We start from the raw sequence: 19,382 nt of genomic DNA on the forward strand, positions 1-19,382 counted from the left end.
GCATCATGGCCCAAAAGCCGCAATTCGACGCCGCCTCGATCGAGCGTCTCCTCACCATCGAGCTTGCCCGCGCCACCGAGCGCGCGGCGGTCGCGGCTGCGAGGTGGCGCGGACGGGGCGACGAAATGTCCGCCGACCGCGCCGCCCTTGAGGCAATGCACGAGGAACTGGCGCGCTTGCCGGTGCGCGGCCGGATCGTCATCGGCGAGGGCGAGGACGACGAAACCGCGCGACTCCATGTCGGCGAGGAGATCGGCGCAGCGGCCGGCCCCCATGTCGAACTCGCGGCCGCGCCCCTGGAAGGCGCGACGCTCTGCGCCAAGGACATGCCGGGCTCGATCGCCATAGCCGCGGCGGCGGCCTCGGGAACGCTGCTCCATGCGCCCGATTCCTACATGGACAAGATCGCGATTGGTCCGGGCTATCCGGAAGGCCTCGTCGATCTGGATCGCGATCCGGCCGAAAACATCCAGGCGCTCGCCGAGGCGAAGGGCGTCGCGCCCGGCGAGATCACCGTCTGCATTCTGGATCGTCCGCGTCACGCGCAGCTCATCTCCAGGTGCCGCAAGGCCGGCGCCTGCGTGCGGCTGATTTCGGACGGCGACGTGGCGGGGATCATCTTCGTCACGGATCCGGAGGAAACCGGCGTCGACATGTATCTGGGGCGCGGCGGCGCGCCGGAAGGCGTGCTCGCGGCGGCGGTGCTGCGCTGCGCCGGCGGCCAGATGCAAGGGAGGCTGGTGCTGGAGAGCGCCGAACAGCGCGCCCGCGCCGCACGCCACGGCCTCGTCGATCCCGGCAAGAAATACCGCGTCGCGGATATGGTGACCGGCGACGTGGTGGTGTGCGTCACCGGCGTCACGGATGGTCCGCTCGTCGACGGCGTGGTGTTCGCCAAGGGGTCCATCAAGACCGAGACCGTCGTCTATCGGTCGGCGACGGGAACGATCCGCTGCATTGGCGCGAAGCGGCGGCTGGCGCGATAGGCCGGACCCATATCGCGCCGCCGGGTCTCACTGACTGACGGTCGGCCCGCTGATCGTCGCGGGCGGAGGCGCCGCGCCGCGGGGCCCGCCGCCGTAACCCGGGCGCCCCATGGACGCATTCGCGCCGCCGGGGGCGACCCCGATCGGAGGACGAACTTCATAGCCCCCGAGCCGGCCGATGGGCGAGACCCGATCGAGCGGATCCGTGCGACCGATCGGCGGTGCGATCGTCGTCGGCGGCGGGCCGCCATTGGCGGGAGGCGACCAGCCGCCGTTGGCCGGGGGCGCCCATCCCCCGGGCGGCGGCGGAGGACCGTGAGGCCTGCCGCCCCAATAGCCGCCGCGCCAATAACCGTAACGGCGCCCATAGCCGTAGCCGTAACCATATCCGTAACCCGGTCCGTATCCGTATCCGGGTCCATAGCCGTAGCCGCCGTAGCCGCCGCCGTAATATCCCTCGGTCGATGCGCATCCGGCGAGCGCGCCCGCCGATATCAGAACAGTGCAAAGCCAATATCTCATCGTCTCTCTCGACTTCTGGCGCTTCGTTCGAAACTCTCGCTCTACCGAGGTTAACCCGGGCTGAACGCCCGAGTCTCCCGGCGAGGCGCATGAGCGCCGTTTCGCGTCCGAGGGGAGACAAAGGTTGCAGGGGAGCAGCCGCGGTTATATCGACAACGTAATGACGCCCGCCGCCCAAGTCTCCGCCGCGATCGAGATTCTCGACGATCTCTCGCAACGTCGCCGTCCCGTCGCCGAAGCGCTCAAGGATTGGGGCGCCTCTCATCGTTTCGCCGGCTCCAAAGATCGCACGGCCATTGCGAGTCTCGTCTTCGACGCGCTGCGCAAATCCGCTTCCGCCGCCTGGGTGATGGGCGCGGACACGCCCCGCGCGCGCATGCTGGGCGCGCTGCGCGAGGCGCGCGGGCTCCCCGTCGACGCCATTGCGGCGCTGTGCGCGGGCGAACGCCACGCGCCCGAGCCGCTCTCGAACGATGAACGCGCGCGGCTCGAAACCGCGACGCTCGACGGCGCGCCGGACCATATACGAGGCGACTATCCCGATTGGCTGGACGACCGCTTTCACGCCGCCTTCGGCGGCCGAGCCGCGGACGAAGGCGCGGCGCTCGCGGCGCGTGCGCCTGTCGATCTTCGGGTCAATATTCTGAAGGCGTCACGCGAACAGGCGCGGGCGAAGCTTTCCCATCTGAACCCGGTCCCGACCCCGCTCTCGCCCATCGGGCTCAGGATCGACGCTGGGCGGGGCAGGGGTCCGGCGCTCGCCGCCGAGACGGCCTATGTGAAGGGCCTCGTCGAGCCGCAGGACGAGGCGTCGCAACTCGCCTCGCTCCTTTGCGGCGCCTCGCCCGGGGATCAGGTTCTCGATCTGTGCGCCGGCGGCGGCGGCAAGGCGCTTGCCCTTGCCGGGCAGATGCACAACAAAGGTCAGCTCTACGCCTATGACGCCGACGGCAGGCGCCTGATGCCGATCCATGAGCGGCTGGAGCGCGCCGGCGCCCGGAACATTCAGGTGCGCCAGCCGAAGGGCAAGGCCGACGTGCTCGCCGATCTCGCGGGACGCTGCGACCTCGTGCTGATCGACGCGCCTTGCACTGGAACCGGCACCTGGCGGCGCCACCCGGACGTCAAATGGCGCCTCGCTCCCGGCGCGCTGGAGTTGCGCGTGAAGGAGCAGGCGGCGCTGCTCGAACAGGCCGAGCGCTTTTTGAAGCCGGGCGGGCGGCTCGCTTACGTCACTTGCTCGCTGCTGCGGGATGAAAACGAGGACCAGATCGCGGCCTTTCTGGCGACGCATTCGGATTTCGCGGCGCTGTCCGGGGCCGAGACGGCCGAGGGGGCAGGGCTCCCCGAGCTTGCGCGCTTCGCCTCGCCGCATGGGGCGGGAATCCGGCTGTCTCCCGCGACGAGCGGGACCGACGGGTTTTATGTTTGCGTGATGCGGCGGGGGTGAAGTTGACTGATTCGCTCTCCCCGCAAGGGGGGAGAGCGAGCTAGGCTCGGGCTCACGATCCAGCTAAGCTAAAGCTGCCGGGTGGGCGTCCCCTCTCCCGCGAAGCGGGGGAGGGACAGGGAGGGGGCGGTGCGAGAACCGAAAACGTCGAAGGTGGCGTTCGCCCGCAAACTTCGACGCGACATGACGGATGCTGAAAGAAAGCTTTGGTATGCGCTGCGCGGCCATCGGTTCTCTGGGTTGCAGTTTCGTCGGCAAGCGCCTTGTGGTCCCTATGTCGCCGATTTCCTGTGTCACGCGGCGAAGCTAGTCATCGAGGTCGACGACGCGACGCATTCCAGCGACTCCGAGCTTCGCCGAGACAGCCGACGCGACGCATGGTTTGCGAATAACGGCTTTTCGGTCTTGCGCGTGACCAATGCGGAGGTTTACGCAGAGTTCGAGGGCGTGCTGGAGACGATCCGCCTGCGCGTCGAGGAGAGACTTCCCCCTCCCCAACCCTCCCCCGCTCCGCGGGAGAGGGCGTAGATTCTGGCCTTCATCACGACTGTTGATCGTGAGCGTCCCCTCTCCCGCGGAGCGGGGGAGGGATAGGGAGGGGGTCTTGGCAAGAGAACCCATGACCACCGCCACGCAAACTTTCCACCACGACATCGCCGACCGCCACGACAAGGTGCTCATTGTCGACTTCGGCTCGCAGGTCACGCAGCTCATCGCGCGGCGCGTGCGCGAGGCGGGGGTTTATTGCGAGATCGCGCCGTTCCAGAGCGCCGGCGGCGCCTTCGCGGAGATCCGCCCCAAGGCGGTGATCCTCTCCGGCGGGCCGTGCTCGGTGACCGACGAAGGCTCGCCGCGCGCGCCGCAGGCGATCTTCGATAGCGGCGTGCCGGTGCTCGGCATCTGCTATGGCGAGCAGACCATGGCGACGCAGCTCGGCGGGCTCGTCGAGGCCGGCCATCATCGCGAATTCGGCCGCGCCGAGATTACCGCGCTGGAACACAGCGCGCTCTTCGACGGCGTATGGGAAAAGGGCGCAAGCGCCACCGTCTGGATGAGCCATGGCGACCGCGTCACGAAGCTCCCCGAAGGCTTCCGCGTCATCGCCGCTTCCGAGAACGCGCCCATGGCGGCGATCGCCGATGAGGCGCGCCGCTATTACGGTCTGCAATTCCACCCCGAGGTCGTGCATACGCCGGACGGCGCGAAGCTCCTCTCCAACTTCGTGCATCGCGTCGCGGGGCTGAAGTCGGACTGGACCATGGCCGCCTTTCGCGGCGAAGCCGTCGCCGCCATCCGCAAGCAAGTCGGCGACGGGCGCGTGCTGTGCGGCCTCTCGGGCGGCGTCGACAGCGCCGTTGCGGCGGTGCTGATCCATGAGGCGATCGGCGATCGGCTCGCCTGCGTCTTCGTCGATCACGGCCTGCTGCGGCTCGGCGAAGCGGAGGAGGTCGTGAGCCTTTTCCGCGACCACTACAACATCCCTCTGCATCACGTGCAGGCGGAGGAGTTGTTTTTGGGCGCGCTAGAGGGCGTCGACGATCCGGAAGTAAAGCGCAAGACGATCGGGCGCCTCTTCATCGAGACCTTCGAGGCCGAGGCGAAGAAGATCGCCGAAGACGGCCGCGGCGCGCCGCAATTCCTCGCGCAGGGCACGCTTTACCCGGACGTGATCGAGAGCGTCTCTTTCACGGGCGGACCGTCGGTGACGATCAAGTCGCATCACAATGTCGGCGGCCTGCCGGAGCGCATGAATATGGCGCTGGTGGAGCCGCTGCGCGAACTTTTCAAGGACGAAGTGCGCGCGCTCGGCCGCGAGCTTGGATTGCCGGAAGCCTTTGTCGGGCGCCATCCGTTCCCGGGACCCGGCCTCGCCATCCGCTGCCCCGGCCTCATCACGCGCGAGAAGCTGGACATCCTGCGCAAGGCCGACGCCGTTTATCTCGACGAAATCCGCAACGCGGGTCTCTACGATCAAATCTGGCAGGCCTTCGCGGCGCTCTTGCCGGTGCGCAGCGTCGGCGTGATGGGCGACGGCCGCACCTATGATTATGTCGTCGCGCTGCGCGCGGTCACGTCGAGCGACGGCATGACGGCGGATTTCTATCCCTTCGACATGCGTTTTCTCGGCCGCGCCGCGACGCGCATCATCAATGAGGTGAAGGGCGTGAACCGGGTCGTGTACGACGTGACGTCGAAGCCGCCGGGAACAATCGAGTGGGAATAATTTTTGCCCATCTGATGGTATCCGGAACTACGCCGCCGTGCGACGCAACTACCTGAAAAAATAAATAATCCTGCCGATACCTATCGGGGGCTATCGGTGGGCGTGAATCGCATCTGGCGGCCTCGCTGACGGACCTCGCCCCCATTGATCAACCAGAAAATCGAAAGTACCGTCACGGCAAATGAGGCCCGTGACGGTACTTTTTTTGATCTAACACACTGAGTAGTAATCGGTTTTCACCGACACGAGCCTCCGAAAACTGCGTGACGGTACTTTTCGCGAGGTGGCTACGCATGTTAACCGATGCAGCGCTCAAGGCTCTGAAACCTAGAGAGAAAATGTTCAAGGTGACCGACCGTGACGGCATGTATGTGCGCGTGGCACCGTCTGGCGCCATCTCCTTCAGGCTCGACTACCGGCTGAACGGCAGGCGGGAGACCGTCTATCTCGGCAAGTACGCCCGAGACGGGATCTCGCTCGCCCGGGCTCGCGAACTATGCCTGGACGCGCGCCGGGCGATCGCAGAGGGGCGGTCCCCCGCCATCGAGAAGCAGCGGGAAAAGCGCCGGATCAAGGAAGCCAAGAGTTTCGGCGAGTTCGGGGAGAAGTGGCTGGTCAACGCGCCAATGGCTGACAGCACGCGCGCGATGCGCCGCTCGATTTTTGAGCGGGAGCTTATGCCAGTCTGGCGGAACCGTTTGCTGACCGAGATCACGCCCGATGACCTTCGCGCCCATTGCGCGAAGATCGTAGAACGGGGCGCACCGGCGACGGCGATCCATGTGCGGGATATCCTGAAGCAGATCTACGGCTTCGCCATTCTCCACGGCGAGAAGGTCGCAAACCCGGCCGATGACGTCGGTCCGGCCTCGATCGCCACCTTCGCACCCAAAGACCGTGCGCTCTCGGCGACCGAGATCCGCATCATGCTCAAGCAGCTCGAGCATGTTGCCACGCTGCCAACGATCCGCCTCGGCATGAAGCTCTACCTCCTGACCATGGTCCGGAAGAGCGAGCTGCAGGACGCAGTTTGGGACGAAGTCGATTTCGACAATGCCGTCTGGACGATCCCGAAGGAGCGTATGAAGCGATCGAAGCCGCACAACGTTTACCTGTGCCGGCAGACGCTCGATATCATGATCGCGCTCAAGACCTGCGCCGGGAACTCACGGTACCTGCTGCCGTCCCGATACGATGCGGACGCGCCGATGTCGCGCGCGACCTTCAACCGGATAACCTACGCCGTCGTCGAACAGGCCAAGAAGGAGGGGCTGCCGCTGGAGCCGTTCACCGTCCACGATCTGCGGCGCACGGGGTCGACGCTGCTCAACGAGCTGGGCTTCAACCGCGACTGGATCGAAAAGTGCCTGGCGCACGAGGACGGGCGCTCATCACGCGGCGTCTATAACAAGGCAGAGTATGAGGTTCAACGTCGGCACATGATGCAGGAATGGGCTGACATCGTTGATGCCTGGGTTGAGGGTCGGAAACATGTTCCGACGCTTCTACCTCCCTCTATGCCCCTTGTTGCACTCGATCCCGCGCTTTGACAGGCCGGGACTTGCGCTTGGAGACGTCCGGATGCTGCGCTCGACGGATCGGAGTTGCGCGCCGCGCCAATAACCAAGCGTGAACCTCGGAGAGATCCCAGACGATACAGCGAGGCGACAGCGCAAAGCGCCGAGGAAACTCACCGCGCTGCTCCATTTCGTAAATCGTGCTGTCTGCGAGGGGGACCATCTCTCGCAGTTGGTGCCGTCTGATGGTCTTCCTGATCTCCAAAGTATCGCTCTGGCGCATGCTCGATCTCCTTCTCGGCTGCTGCTGGGAATTGAGAACGATAGGTGTCGGTGCTGGAAGTCCCTTAAGAATAGCTTGCGGCAATTTCGGGCTCTGGCGTGCAAATCGGCGAGGCTAGTTATCCGCTTAGGATCGACGGGCCTTCTTGAACGCTCGATCGCTCGCGATGAACCGCTCCAACATAGGCGCGATGAGCTTTTCCGGTTCGACAGTATTGCCGGAGGCGCTTGCGAGAATTTCAGCATAAGCGACCAAATTCCGATGAAGCGCAGCGGACAGCGTGACGGTGACTTTCACTGGCTTTTCATCTTCGACCGCGGAGAGTTTCAGCTTGGTCATGGCTTGCTTCCTGGTGCGGCGACATCGCCGAACTCCAGATAAGGCGTGAGGACGAGATCACGGGTGACGATCACCCGGACCGGAATTCCGGGCCGAATGGTGAGCGTCGGCTGGATATTGAGATTCCGCCCGACGATCTGCTGTCCGGTCTGATTGAGGCTTTGCGCGCCGCCGCGGCGCAGCGCCTGAATGAGGGCGTTTTCGTCGCCGGTCGTTCCGAGCTGCGTTCCGACGCCGAGAATGGTGGAGAGCGCGGCGGCGCCGGCGAGGCGGAGCCAATGATGATCGATACCGTCTTCGAGGCCCGAATAGCCGGCGGCGTCGGCGCCGGGTTGGCGTTCGAGGACGATGGAGCGCCCGTCGGGGAAAATGAGACGGCTCCAGACGAGGAGCACGCGCGATTGGCCGAAGGCAATCTGCGAGTCGTAGACGCCGACGAGCTTGGCGCCCTGTGGGATAAGTAGAAAGCGCCCGGTAGGGCTGTCATAGACGGTCTCGGTGACTTGCGCGGTGATCTGGCCGGGAAGATCGGAGTGGATGCCGGTGACGAGCGCGGCGGGAATGACGGCGCCGGCCTGCAGGACATAGCGCGATGCGGGCGCGGCGAGGCGATCGGGGCTGACGGTGCGTCGATCGGCTGGCGCGTTGACGAAAGCGAGCTTGCGATCCTGCATGTTCTGGACGTCGGGGGGATCGATTGGCGCTGGCTCAGTTGGAGGCGCCGATGCGTGGACGCCTGGATCAACCGTCGGTCTTTGAGCGCCCTCGGCATTGCTCGACGGCCGCTCGCGGACGTTCGTGGTCGCAAAGAGTTTCGCGGTCCGCGCCGCCTCGCGCTCCTGGCCGATGCGCTGTTGCTCGGGATCAGGACCAGTCGGCGGCAGTTGCCCTTGGGCCGCGAGGATCGGACGGCCGAGATCGCCCGGGAGCGGCGGGCCGAGCTTGGGGACATTCTTCGGCAGGCCCGCGTAGTCACGTGGCAAGGCCGCAAGGCCATCGGGCGTCGCCTTGGCTTCGGTATTGATGAGCTCCGGCGCGGGGCCGGAGCGCGAGCGCGCCTGCAACGCCCAGATGGTCATGCCGAGAAGCGCGGCGGAGGAGATGCCTGCGAGCGCGATCAGCACGCGGCGCGACAGGCGCGTCACTGGCGGCCGCTCGGGGCGAAGGCGCAGCTCCTCCGCCAGCTTCTTCTCGTGCTCCGACCCGCTCATATGGCGGACCTTCCATCGCTGCGCACAATGCGGACGATCTTCTGGTCGTCGGAACCGAAGCGCAGTTCCGCGGCGGCGAAGAGCCGGTCGACGATCATGTGATTGCCGCGCACGCGGTAATTGACGAGCTGGCTGTCGCCCGAGGCGCCGGTGACGAAGAGCGGCGGCATCTCACCCTGAGAGATGCCGCGTGGGAATTCGATATAGACCTTGCGGCCATCATCGAAGGCGCGCAACGGCCGCCAGGGCGCGGCGTCGCCCTCGATCGCGTAGCGGAAATTGAGCCGGGCGAGATCGAGGCCGACATCGACCGGCGCGGCGGCCTCGGCGGCGGCGTTCTGCCGGCGCAGCGCGATGAGTTCGTCCTGCGGATATTGCCAGGAGACCGAGGCCATATAGGTCTTCTCGGTGGAACGCAGTTCGAGATGATAGGTGCGCCGGTCGGTGTTGATGACGAGATTGGTCATCAGGTCGGCGCGAGTCGGCTTGACCATGATGTGGGTCTTGCGGGCGGCCCCCGCGCCGCTCTCCGTGTCGCCGATGATCCAGCGCACCGTGTCGCCGGCGGCGACGGGGCCGGAGCCGACGAGCTGCTCGCCATCCTGCAGCGCGATGTCGGTGATCTCGCCCGGCGCGGCATAGACCTGATAGAGCGCGCCTTCGGTGAAGGGATAGATCTGGACGGCGTTGATATAGCCGGCGCGGCGCGGCTCCATGCGCGCGGCGGCGTTGGCCTGTTCGATGCGGGCTTTTGGATCGAGGGGCTCTGGGCGCTCGCGTTTGCCCTGTGAAAGGGATTTGAGCTGGCCGGGCAGCGGCAGGATCTTCGGGATTTCAACGATCTTGACCGGGCCGGGCGGATCGCTCTGCAGGCTCGCGGGGACGGGCAGATCGTCATAGGCGATCTCGGGCGGCTTGAAGCTCGAACAGGCGGTGAGCAAAGACGACGAGAGAGTGAGGCTCATGAAAGCCCGAAGCGACAATGGCGTCATTGCCCAAGCTCCTTCGACCAGTTGATGGCGTGAATGAAAAGGCCGAGCGGGTTCTTGCGCAGGCGCTCGGCGTCGCGGGGCGGCTGAACGATGATGGTGAGAATTGCGGTCCAGCGCTCAGTCGAAGCGAGGCTGGCGTTCTCGTAGCGGCGTTCCGTCCAGGCGACGCGGAAGGAATCGTCCGAAGCGCGAATGACGCTCGCGACGTCGACGGCGATCTGGACCTGGCCGACCTTGCCGAAGGGATCGTTCGCCCGGGCGTAGTCGTTCAGCGCCAGCGCGCCCTTGTCGGTGACGAAATCATAGGCCTTGAGCCAGTTCTGACGCACGACGATGGGGTCGGCCGGGATCGAGCGGACGTGCTCGACAAAGCGGGCGAGATGCCAGGCGATTTGGGGATCCGTCGGCCGATAATCGGCGATAGCGGGGGCGACAGCCTGCGCCTCGCCGAATCTATCGATCTGAACGACCCAGGGAACGACCGAGCCGCGCGCATTCTGCCAGATGAGGGCGACGGCGAGACCGCCCGCGAGGAAGAGATTGCCGAAGGCGATCAGCCGCCAGTTCTTCGCCTGCACGCGGGCGGAGCCAATGCGCTCGTCCCAGACCTGTGCGGCTTTCTGGTAGGGCGTTTCGGGTTCGGGCGTGCGCCCGTAGCGGACGGAAGCTCGTTTGAACATCAGCGGGCCTCGGAGAGATTGACGGAGGCGCCGCCGCCATGGGCGTCGCCGGAGCGAAGGGCGTGGGCGGCGATTGAGACGCCGTGCGAGATGGATTGGGAGCGCTTCAGGCGCGTTGCCCAAGCGGGTTCGCCGGAGGCGACTTGAGAGGCTCCAGCGCCTGAAGAGACGCCGCCATCAGGCGGAGGGGCCGACGCGGCGCCCGCTGAAGCGAATGGTCGCGCAGTCGAGCCCGCAGAGCCGCCGCCAGAACCGCCGGGGGGCGCGGAAGGGGGCGCGCCGCCGCCGGGCGGTTGCGGCCCCCGCGAGGGCGGCAATGTCGCCGCGGCCTGCGTCTCGCTCCTTCCGGCGAGGCCCGAGAGCGTCCCGCCCGCAAGACGCAGGGCGCCATAGCCGGCGACCGCCGCGCCGCCTGCGACAAGCCCGGTACCGACGACGGCGCCGGCGCCAAGCTGCGGACCGCCCGAGACGACCCCATTGGCGATGCCGGGCCCGAAGATTCCGAGACCGAGAAGGGAAAGGGCGGCGAGCACCAGCGCCATGGCGTCATCAACGGTGGGCTGACTTGCGAACCCTTGCGTGAATTGCGCAACGAGCGTCGAGCCGATGCCGACGATGACGGCGAGCACAAGAACCTTCACGCCGGAGGAGACGACATTGCCGAGGACGCGTTCGGCGAGAAAGGCGGTCTTGCCGAAGAGGCCGAAGGGAATGAGGACGAAACCGGCGAGGGTCGTCAGCTTGAATTCGATCAGCGTGACGAAGAGCTGGATCGCCAGAATGAAAAAGCTCAAGAGAACGATGAGCCAGGCTATGAGGAGGATGGCGATCTGGATGACGTTCTCGAAGAAGGAGACATAGCCCAGAAGCTGCGAAAGAGAATCGAGCATTGGCCGGCCGGCGTCGATCCCGACCTGGGCGACGCGGCCGGGCCGCAGGAAGTCGGCGGCTGAGAGCCCCGCGCCGGCGGCCTTGAGGCCGAGGCCCGAGAAGCTCTCGAAGACGATGCGGGCGAGATTGTTCCAATTGCCGATGAGGTAAGCGAAGACGCCGACGAACAGGGTCTTCTTCACCAAGCGGGCGATGATGTCTTCGTCGGGCCCCATGCTCCAGAAGAGCGCGGCGAGGGTGACGTCGATGACGACCAGCGTCGTCGCCAGAAACCCCACCTCGCCGCCGAGCAGGCCGAAGCCGGAGTCGATATAGCGGGTGAAGGTCTCGAGGAAACGATCGATGACGCCGGTGCCGCCCATGGCGCTACTCGCCCTTGCGCGCCGGCTTCGGCGACGCGCCGTCGGCGGGCGAGCGATGCGACGGGTACATATCGATGAGATGCTCGGCGGGTTGGACTGGCTCGCCATTCCCGAGAAACCTCTTGCGTTCCTTTGCCCAGAGCGCCTTGCAGGCGGGATCGTCGGCTTCTTCGATCGGGAGCTGGGCGCAGCGCAGAAGCTCTGGATCGATGGCGGGCTCTTTCGACGACGCCCCGATGGGCGAGAGCGACGCCGGTTTCGTCCGCGCCGCGACATCGGCGTCGCAGGCGGATTCGACGCCGATGAGCGCGATCGCGCCGATGACGATCCCAACGGCGACAAAGCCGACATTCTCGGGCGCGAACCATTCTCTCCAGTTCATGACATCGCCCTCGCTCAATGAAACATCGCGACATTGCCTGGCTGGTAGGCCTGGCCGGGCGCAACAAAGCGACGCATCTGCTCGCGCGCCTGTTCCTGGGCTTCGGCGTTGCGTGCGAGTTCGAGCGACTGGGCGCGCCCTTGCGAGGCGAGGAGCGCCGTCACATCCGCGAGCTGTTTGCTTTGGAGCGCTAAGAGCTGATTGCCGGCCTGTGACGCCTGAAGCGCGCCGAGCGCGGACTGGCTCGACGAGATGAGCGCGCCGGCTTCGGAACGGGCCGTGTCGATGGACTGAACGATCCCGGCCTGAACGCGCATGGCGTCCTGTAAGGCGGACAAGGAATTTTGCCAGCGCTGCCGCGCTCCATCGACAAGGCTCGCGGAACTCATCGACGAATTGACGGGGCCGTACTGCGTCGAAAAGGCCTGATCGATTTGCTGCACGTCATAGGCGATGCGCTGAGCCTCGCGGAGCAACTGCTGAGTCTGGGAGATCGACTGCTGGATCGTCTGCAGAGAGGAATAGGGAAGGTTCGCAAGGTTCCTTCCCTGATTGATCAGCATCCGCGCCTCGTTCTGGAGGCTCGTGACCTGATTGTAGATCTGCTGCAGCGTGTTCGCCGCGGTCAGGACGTTCTGGGCGTAATTGGTCGGATCGAACACAACGAATTGCGCCGAGACAGGATCGCTGAGGAAAGCCAGCGACAGAGCGAAGGCGCTCGCGGCTGCGAGGCGACGAATGCGGGTCATGACGATGTCTCCAGATCGGTTGGGGTAGGCAGAAGTTCGGCGGCCCAGTCGAGGCCGCGCGCGGACAACCAGGCGCGCCCAAAGCCCTCACGCCCGGCGGCAGCTGAAACCTCGGAGATGAGTTTTTGATCGGTCTTCGAAGACGCGGCGCAGAGGGCCAGCGCCACGGGACCAAGCCCCAATTCGAAGAGCCGATTGCCGCGCCGCGACTGGCAGTAATAGTCGCGCTTGGGCGTCGCCCGCGCGATGATCTCGATCTGCCGGTCGTTGAGACCGAAGCGGCGATAGATCGACAGGATCAGCGGCTCGATCGCGCGCTCGTTGGGGAGAAAAATCCGGGTCGGGCAGCTCTCGACGATTGCGGGCGCGATTGGGCTCGTCTCGATATCGGCGAGCGACTGGGTGGCGAAGATGACGGAGGCGTTCTTCTTCCTCAGCGTCTTGAGCCATTCGCGCAGTTGCGCGGCGAAGCCCGGATCGTCGAGGGCGAGCCAGCCTTCGTCGATGACGAGGAGCGCGGGCGCGCCGTCGAGCCGGCCTTCGATGCGGTGAAAGAGATAGGAGAGGACGGCAGGCGCGGCCGCGGAGCCGATCAGCCCGTCCGTCTCGAAACACTGGACGTCGGCGGCGCCCAGAACCTCCGCATCGGAATCGAGAAGCCGTCCATGCGGGCCGCCGAGGCAAAACGGCTTGAGCGCGCGTTTGAGCGGATTGGATTGCAGGAGAACGGAGAGGCCGGTGAGCGTGCGTTCCTCGATCGGCGCGGAGGCGAGGGACGAGAGCGCCGACCAAAGATGCTCTTTGACCTCCGGCGTGACGGCGACATTCTCGCGGGCGAGGATGGAGGCGATCCAATCGGCGGCCCAGCCACGCTCCACGGGATCGTCGACCGCGGCGAGGGGCTGCAAGGCGACGGGATCGGTTGTCTCTACCGAGAGCGCGCCGCCGAGATCATGCCAGCTGCCGCCCATGGCGAGAGTCGCCGCCCGGGCCGATCCCCCGAAATCGAACACAAAAATCCGAGAGCGCGAGTAGCGGCGGAATTGCAGCGCCATGAGAGACAGCAGCACGCTCTTGCCCGCGCCGGTGGGGCCGATGACGAGCGTATGGCCGACGTCGCCGACATGGAGCGAGAAGCGGAAGGGCGTCGAGCCTTCGGTCCGGCCAAAGAACAGCGGCGGCGCCTCAAGATGCGCGTCCGTCAGCGGCCCCGCCCAGACTGCTGAGATCGGGATCATATGAGCGAGATTGATCGTCGAGATCGGCGGCTGACGGACATTGGCGTAGACATGACCCGGAAGCGAGCCAAGCCAGGCCTCGATGGCGTTCACCGTCTCGACCATTGACGTGAAGTCGCGGCCCTGGATGACCTTTTCCGCGAGCCGCAGCTTCTCGTCGGCGAGGCGGGCATCCTCGTCCCAGACGGTAATCGTCGCCGTCACATAGGCTTCACCGATCAAATCGGAGCCTAGATCCTGCAGCGCGGCGTCGGCGTCGAGCGCCTTGTTATGGGCGTCGGTGTCGAGAAGGACGGAGGACTCATTGGTCATCACCTCCTTCAGGATCGCCAGGATCGATTTGCGCTTGGCGAACCATTGCCGGCGGATGCGGGTGACGACCTTCGTAGCGTCCGTCTTGTCGAGCGTGATTGCCCTTGTCGACCAGCGATAGGGAAAGGCAAGGCGATTGAGCTCGTCGAGGATTCCGGGATGGGTCGACGAGGGGAAGCCCATGATAGTGAGAATGCGCAGATGCGCGCGTCCGAGTCGTGGCTCGAGGCCGCCGGTGAGCGCCTCGTCGGCGAGGATCGCGTCGAGATGCATGGGCGTCTCGGGAACGCGGACCTTGTGGCGTTTGGTCGAGACGCAGGAATGGAGATAGGTCAGTGTCTCGCTATCCGAGAGCCATTCGGCCTCTGGCGCAAAGCCGTCGATGAGCTGCAAGAGCCGGTCGGTTCGGTCGATGAAGCTAGCGAGAACGGCGGTGGGCGCGCCTTCGGCAGAGCGCCCTTCATAGAGCCAGCTCTCGGCGCCCGCCGCCTCGTCTTCGGGCGGCAAATAAACGAGCGAGAGAAAATAGCCGCTCTCGAAATGCGCCCCTTCCTCTTCGAACTGGGCGCGGCGCTCTTCGTCGATGAGGGCGGCGACGGGATCGGGGAAGGAACTCGCCGGATAATCCTGCGCGGGATTGCGCTGCGCTTCGAAGAAGATCGCCCAGCCGGATCCCAGGCGCCGGAGCGCATTGTTGAGCCGCGCCGCGACGCCGACGAGTTCGGCTTGGGTGGCGCTTTCGAGATCTGGACCGCGAAAGCGCGCGCTTCGCTGCAACGAGCCATCTTTGTTGAGGACGACGCCCGGCGCGACCAGCGCTGCCCAAGGCAGGAAATCGGCAAGGCTTTGCGGCTTCTTGCGATATTCGGCGAGGTTCAGCATTCCCGCTTCTCCTCACACCCCGAAATGCGCGGGGTAGCGCAAATGCCGGCGCACGACTTCGACGAAGTCGGGATCGCGCTTGGCCGCCCAGGCCGCCGCGAATTGCGCGACGGCCCAGAAGGCGAGGCCGGCGAGCCACAGCCGCAGGCCGAGGCCGAGCGCGGCGGCGAGCGTGCCGTTCAGGATGGCGATGGAACGCGGCGCGCCGCCAAGAAAGATCGGCTCGGTGAGCGCCCGGCGGACAGGAACGCGGAAACCTGGGATGGCGCCGTCGATCGGAAGAGTATCGTTCTCCATCAGATCAACGCTCCGCCGCCGAAGGAGAAGAAGGACAGAAAGAAGCTCGAGGCGGCGAAGGCGATCGAGAGCCCGAAGACGATCTGCACCAGCCGCCGGAAGCCGCCCGACGTGTCGCCGAAAGCGAGCGTCAGGCCGGTCGTGATGATGATGATCACCGCGATGATCTTGGCGACGGGGCCCTCAATCGATTGCAGGATCTGCTGGAGCGGCTGCTCCCAGGGCATGTTGGAGCCGGCGGCGAACGCCGGCGTGGAAAGTGCGGCGGCCGAGATCAGGAAGGAAAGCTCAAGATAAATGCGAGCGCGCAACCGGTTGCGGGTAGGAAACCTATTCATGAACGTCTCCAAAGGTGACGGAGGTGAGGTCGACGAGCGCGTAGTCGCCGTATGAGTCGAGGCCCTGAACGGCGGCGAGTTCGATCAACCGCCGGTCCCTTCCGCGGCCAGCCAGAACGGCGATGATCTGGATCGTCTCGGCGATCAGCGCGCGAGGGACAGTAACGACGGCTTCCTGGATGAGCTGTTCGAGACGTCGGAGCGCTCCAAGCGCCGATCCAGCGTGAATTGTGCCGACGCCGCCGGGATGTCCTGTGCCCCAGGCCTTGAGCAGATCGAGCGCCTCGGCCCCGCGCACTTCGCCGATCGGGATGCGGTCGGGCCGAAGCCGGAGCGACGAGCGGACCAGGTCGGAGAGCGAGGCGACGCCGTCTTTGGTCCGCAGCGATACGAGATTGGGCGTGGCGCATTGCAGCTCGCGCGTATCCTCGATCAGCACGACGCGGTCGGAGGTCTTGGCGATCTCGGCGAGCAGGGCGTTGGAGAGCGTCGTCTTGCCGGTGGACGTGCCGCCAGCGACGAGGATGTTCTTGCGTTCAGCGACTGAGGCGCGAAGGATGGCCGCCTGATTTTTCGCTATGACGCCGGTTGCGACGTAATCGTCGAGCGAGAACACCGCGACGGCAGGCTTTCGAATGGCGAAGGCCGGCGCATAAACGACGGGCGGCAGCACACCCTCGAAGCGCTCGCCTGTTTCCGGCAACTCCGCCGAAACGCGCGGCGCCCCCGCATGCACCTCGGCGCCGACATGATGAGCGACGAGCCGGATGATGCGCTCGCCGTCCTCCGCCGAAAGCCGTGAGCCCGTGTCCTCGAGCCCGCTCGTCAGTCGATCGAGCCAAAGCCGCCCATCGGGATTGAGCATGATCTCGACCACGCTCGCATCGTCGAGCCAACCTGCGATCTCTGCGCCGAGCGCCGTGTGCAACATGCGGGCGCTGCGCGAGAGCGCTTCGGCGTTGTCGTTTTGAGAGCGCAATTTTGTCCCCGGTTGTCGTGGAACCGCAAGATGGCGGTTCGAAGCCGGGATCGATTAAGAAAGGCGTGACCGGATGGGATGCAACAAGTCATTCGGGGGCGTAGGGCTGTGGCGTGCAATGACAAGAAAAGGGGGGAGTTAATCCCTTAGCCGGGTCGGTAAAACGATCGAGTACGTGCGCCTTATTTGGTGAGCGCGATCGAGTATCCTTGCACCAGAAGCGGTCATTATCCAGCATGGCTCACGTTGGCAGCGATTGCTGGTCGCGTTTGGAAGGAAAGCAATTTGGAACCACCACCGAGCCAAACCTTCACCGTTTCCCACAAAATGAACCTGAAAGCCTAGTTGAGCAATCGCCACACAGCCGGGAGGAATGAATATGAGTCACGAGCATGACCACCCTCATCCCGGGCATGAGCGTCAACACGCGCATCAGGGTCACCATCATGCGCTGACGGCGGAGGCCCCCAATCGGGCGGACCTGAAGCGGCCTGCTCGCAGAGCGGTGGAGGGGGGCATCTACACCTGCCCGATGCATCCGCAGATCCGGCAGGTCGGCCCCGGAAATTGCCCGATCTGTGGCATGACGCTCGAACCGCTCGTCACGACGACGGAAGAGACGCCGAACGCTGAGCTCATCGACATGACGCGCCGCTTCTGGATCGGGTTGGCGCTGACTGTCCCGGTGTTCGTTCTGGAGATGGGCGGCCACTTCCTTGGTCTCCACCATTACTTTCAGCCGCAGCTATCAAACTGGGCGCAGTTCCTTCTCGCCACCCCGGTGGTCCTATGGTGCGGCTGGCCCTTCTTCGTGCGGGGCGCGCAATCGCTTGTCACCCGCAATCTGAACATGTTCACGCTAATCGCCATGGGCACGGGCGTCGCATGGGTCTACAGCGTGGTCGCCACTTTTGCGCCGTCGCTGTTTCCGGCGGCATTTCGCAGTGCGGATGGTTCGGTGCCGATCTATTTCGAGGCGGCGGCGGTCATTACCGTCCTGGTCCTCCTCGGCCAGGTCCTCGAACTGCGCGCCCGCGAGCAGACGGGCGGCGCGATCCGTGCGCTCCTCGATCTTGCGCCGGTTACTGCCAAGCGCGTGAAGGAGGATGGGTCCGACGAAGAGGTGGCGCTGGAAGAGGTGCTTGTCGGCGATCGGTTGCGCGTCCGTCCGGGCGAGAAAGTTCCGGTCGACGGCGCGCTTCTCGAAGGCCGCAGCTCGGTCGACGAGTCGATGGTCACCGGTGAGTCCATGCCAGTGACGAAGAGCGTCGGCGACAAGGTCATCGGCGGCACGCTCAACCAGACCGGCGGGTTCATCATGCAGGCGGACCGCGTCGGCGCGGACACCATGCTGTCGCGCATCGTCGACATGGTCGCCTCGGCCCAGCGCAGCCACGCGCCCATTCAGCGGCTCGCCGATCAGGTTTCCGGCTGGTTCGTGCCGGTGGTCATCCTCGTCGCCATTCTCGCCTTCGCAGCGTGGGCGGTCTGGGGGCCGGAGCCTCGCATGAGCTATGGCCTCATCGCCGCCGTTTCGGTGCTGATCATCGCCTGCCCCTGTGCACTCGGCCTCGCCACGCCGATGTCCGTCATGGTGGGCGTCGGGCGCGGCGCGCAGCATGGCGTGCTCATCAAGAACGCCGAAGCTCTGGAGCGCCTGGAGAAGATCGACACGCTAGTCGTCGACAAGACCGGGACGCTGACGGAAGGCAAGCCAAAGGTCACCGCTATTCGTGCTGTCGAAGGTGTGAGCGAAGACGAATTGCTCACCTTCGCGGCGAGCCTGGAGCGGTCGAGCGAGCATCCCTTGGCGCATGCGATCGTCGAAGCCGCGCATTCGCGAGGGCTTCCTCTGAGAGAAACCTCGGAGTTCGACTCTCCTGTCGGGAAGGGCGTCACGGGACGCATCGGCGCGCAATCCATCGTCATCGGCAACCGGCGCTTTCTGGCCGAAACCGGCATCGAGACGAGCGCGCTCGATGGTGATGCAGAACGGCTGCGGGAAGATGGCGCTACGGCTATATTCGTCGCGATCGACCACCAAGCTGCGGGGATCATCGCCATCGCGGACCCCATCAAGGAGACGACGCCGGACGCGCTGCAAGCGCTCCGTGACGCGGGCGTCTCGGTCGTCATGCTCACCGGCGATAATTGGACCTCCGCGCGCGCCGTCGCGAAGCGGCTGGGAATCAGTGAGGTCGAGGCCGAAATTCTGCCTGAGGACAAGAGCAAGGTGGTTGCCCGCTTGCGCGAGGCTGGGCGTATCGTCGCCATGGCGGGCGATGGTGTGAACGACGCGCCTGCGCTCGCGGCGGCGGATGTCGGCATCGCCATGGGAACCGGGACCGACGTGGCGATAGAGAGCGCCGGCGTGACGCTGCTCAAGGGAGACCTTCGCGGCATTGTGCGCGGGCGCCGGCTGTCGCGCGCAACAATGCGGAACATCCGTCAGAACCTGTTCTTTGCTTTTATCTACAACGCGGCGGGGGTGCCGCTGGCGGCGGGGGCGCTCTATCCCGCATTCGGCCTGCTTCTTTCGCCGACGATCGCCGCTGCGGCAATGGCCCTGTCATCGGTCAGCGTCGTCGCCAACTCGCTGCGCCTGCGCCAGGCCGAAATCGAGCCGGCCAAGCTGCTTGAAATGCCGCCGTACCCGGGTGCCTCGTAGATCCGAAAGACGTTCCATACTCGAGATTAGTAAGGGCCCGCCGAATTTACCGGCGAGCCCTGTTTTCTTCTGAAGGCCTT

The 19,382-nt window shown here is 65.4% G+C and carries 19 protein-coding genes; 6 read left to right on the forward strand and 13 right to left on the reverse strand.

Annotated elements, in window-relative coordinates:
• Nucleotides 1-5 precede the first annotated feature (5 nt).
• Nucleotides 6-986: a class II fructose-bisphosphatase gene (gene glpX, locus ACV959_RS06855; protein WP_475739149.1), complete on the forward strand. Its 981-nt coding sequence runs from the start codon at nucleotides 6-8 to the stop codon at nucleotides 984-986.
• Between the two features lie 27 nt (nucleotides 987-1,013).
• Here the strand turns inward: glpX and ACV959_RS06860 are convergent, their stop codons facing one another.
• Entirely contained in the window at nucleotides 1,014-1,508 is a 495-nt protein-coding gene (locus ACV959_RS06860) for a hypothetical protein (protein ID WP_475739150.1), read from the reverse strand.
• Nucleotides 1,509-1,668: 160 nt separating this feature from the next.
• Here ACV959_RS06860 and ACV959_RS06865 point away from each other — a divergent pair, with 160 nt between their 5' ends.
• The 4 genes from ACV959_RS06865 (at nucleotide 1,669) to ACV959_RS06880 (ending at nucleotide 6,732) form a co-directional block, all read left to right on the forward strand.
• Complete coding sequence (locus ACV959_RS06865; RefSeq protein WP_475739609.1) at nucleotides 1,669-2,958, forward strand: RsmB/NOP family class I SAM-dependent RNA methyltransferase; 1,290 nt, start codon at nucleotides 1,669-1,671, stop codon at nucleotides 2,956-2,958.
• 129 nt (nucleotides 2,959-3,087) lie between these two features.
• Complete coding sequence (locus ACV959_RS06870) at nucleotides 3,088-3,486, forward strand: endonuclease domain-containing protein (protein ID WP_475739151.1); 399 nt, start codon at nucleotides 3,088-3,090, stop codon at nucleotides 3,484-3,486.
• Between the two features lie 91 nt (nucleotides 3,487-3,577).
• The gene (guaA, locus tag ACV959_RS06875; RefSeq protein ID WP_475739152.1) at nucleotides 3,578-5,182 is read left to right on the forward strand and encodes a glutamine-hydrolyzing GMP synthase; all 1,605 of its coding nucleotides are present in this window, start codon (nucleotides 3,578-3,580) and stop codon (nucleotides 5,180-5,182) included.
• 293 nt (nucleotides 5,183-5,475) lie between these two features.
• Nucleotides 5,476-6,732 (forward strand): tyrosine-type recombinase/integrase, encoded by a 1,257-nt coding sequence (locus ACV959_RS06880; protein WP_475739153.1) that lies wholly within the window; start codon nucleotides 5,476-5,478, stop codon nucleotides 6,730-6,732.
• Here ACV959_RS06880 and ACV959_RS06885 read toward each other — a convergent pair.
• The 12 genes from ACV959_RS06885 to trbB form a co-directional block, all read right to left on the reverse strand.
• Nucleotides 6,698-6,982 carry a helix-turn-helix transcriptional regulator gene (locus ACV959_RS06885; RefSeq protein WP_475739154.1) on the reverse strand — a complete coding sequence of 95 codons (285 nt, stop codon included), beginning with the start codon at nucleotides 6,980-6,982 and terminating at the stop codon, nucleotides 6,698-6,700. The two genes, ACV959_RS06880 and ACV959_RS06885, sit on opposite strands and share 35 nt — an antisense overlap.
• A gap of 126 nt (nucleotides 6,983-7,108) precedes the next feature.
• A complete protein-coding gene (locus ACV959_RS06890) occupies nucleotides 7,109-7,321 on the reverse strand; it encodes a DUF2274 domain-containing protein (RefSeq protein WP_475739155.1) in 213 nt (70 codons plus the stop codon).
• The gene (locus ACV959_RS06895) at nucleotides 7,318-8,532 is read right to left on the reverse strand and encodes a TraB/TrbI/VirB10 family type IV secretion system protein (RefSeq protein ID WP_475739156.1); all 1,215 of its coding nucleotides are present in this window, start codon (nucleotides 8,530-8,532) and stop codon (nucleotides 7,318-7,320) included. Before ACV959_RS06895 ends, ACV959_RS06890 begins: the two co-directional genes overlap by 4 nt.
• The gene (trbG, locus tag ACV959_RS06900) at nucleotides 8,529-9,524 is read right to left on the reverse strand and encodes a P-type conjugative transfer protein TrbG (protein WP_475739157.1); all 996 of its coding nucleotides are present in this window, start codon (nucleotides 9,522-9,524) and stop codon (nucleotides 8,529-8,531) included. Before trbG ends, ACV959_RS06895 begins: the two co-directional genes overlap by 4 nt.
• On the reverse strand, nucleotides 9,521-10,204 hold the full coding sequence (gene trbF / locus ACV959_RS06905) for a conjugal transfer protein TrbF (RefSeq protein WP_475739158.1): 684 nt from the start codon (nucleotides 10,202-10,204) through the stop codon (nucleotides 9,521-9,523). The genes trbG and trbF overlap by 4 nt, the downstream gene beginning before the upstream one ends.
• A complete protein-coding gene (gene trbL, locus ACV959_RS06910; RefSeq protein WP_475739159.1) occupies nucleotides 10,204-11,457 on the reverse strand; it encodes a P-type conjugative transfer protein TrbL in 1,254 nt (417 codons plus the stop codon). The genes trbF and trbL overlap by 1 nt, the downstream gene beginning before the upstream one ends.
• A 4-nt stretch (nucleotides 11,458-11,461) precedes the next feature.
• A complete protein-coding gene (gene trbK-alt, locus ACV959_RS06915) occupies nucleotides 11,462-11,839 on the reverse strand; it encodes a putative entry exclusion protein TrbK-alt (RefSeq protein WP_475739160.1) in 378 nt (125 codons plus the stop codon).
• Nucleotides 11,840-11,853: 14 nt separating this feature from the next.
• On the reverse strand, nucleotides 11,854-12,588 hold the full coding sequence (trbJ, locus tag ACV959_RS06920; protein ID WP_475739161.1) for a P-type conjugative transfer protein TrbJ: 735 nt from the start codon (nucleotides 12,586-12,588) through the stop codon (nucleotides 11,854-11,856).
• The gene (gene trbE / locus ACV959_RS06925) at nucleotides 12,585-15,020 is read right to left on the reverse strand and encodes a conjugal transfer protein TrbE (RefSeq protein WP_475739162.1); all 2,436 of its coding nucleotides are present in this window, start codon (nucleotides 15,018-15,020) and stop codon (nucleotides 12,585-12,587) included. The genes trbJ and trbE overlap by 4 nt, the downstream gene beginning before the upstream one ends.
• Nucleotides 15,021-15,032: 12 nt before the next feature.
• Nucleotides 15,033-15,317 carry a VirB3 family type IV secretion system protein gene (locus ACV959_RS06930; RefSeq protein ID WP_475739163.1) on the reverse strand — a complete coding sequence of 95 codons (285 nt, stop codon included), beginning with the start codon at nucleotides 15,315-15,317 and terminating at the stop codon, nucleotides 15,033-15,035.
• Nucleotides 15,317-15,655, reverse strand: a complete 339-nt coding sequence (locus ACV959_RS06935; protein ID WP_475739164.1) for a TrbC/VirB2 family type IV secretion system protein — start codon at nucleotides 15,653-15,655, stop codon at nucleotides 15,317-15,319. Before ACV959_RS06935 ends, ACV959_RS06930 begins: the two co-directional genes overlap by 1 nt.
• Entirely contained in the window at nucleotides 15,648-16,586 is a 939-nt protein-coding gene (gene trbB / locus ACV959_RS06940) for a P-type conjugative transfer ATPase TrbB (RefSeq protein ID WP_475739610.1), read from the reverse strand. Before trbB ends, ACV959_RS06935 begins: the two co-directional genes overlap by 8 nt.
• A gap of 427 nt (nucleotides 16,587-17,013) precedes the next feature.
• Here trbB and ACV959_RS06945 point away from each other — a divergent pair, with 427 nt between their 5' ends.
• The gene (locus ACV959_RS06945; protein ID WP_475739165.1) at nucleotides 17,014-19,302 is read left to right on the forward strand and encodes a copper-transporting P-type ATPase; all 2,289 of its coding nucleotides are present in this window, start codon (nucleotides 17,014-17,016) and stop codon (nucleotides 19,300-19,302) included.
• Nucleotides 19,303-19,382: the final 80 nt, after the last annotated feature.

Source organism: Methylocystis sp. Se48, from assembly GCF_056269425.1.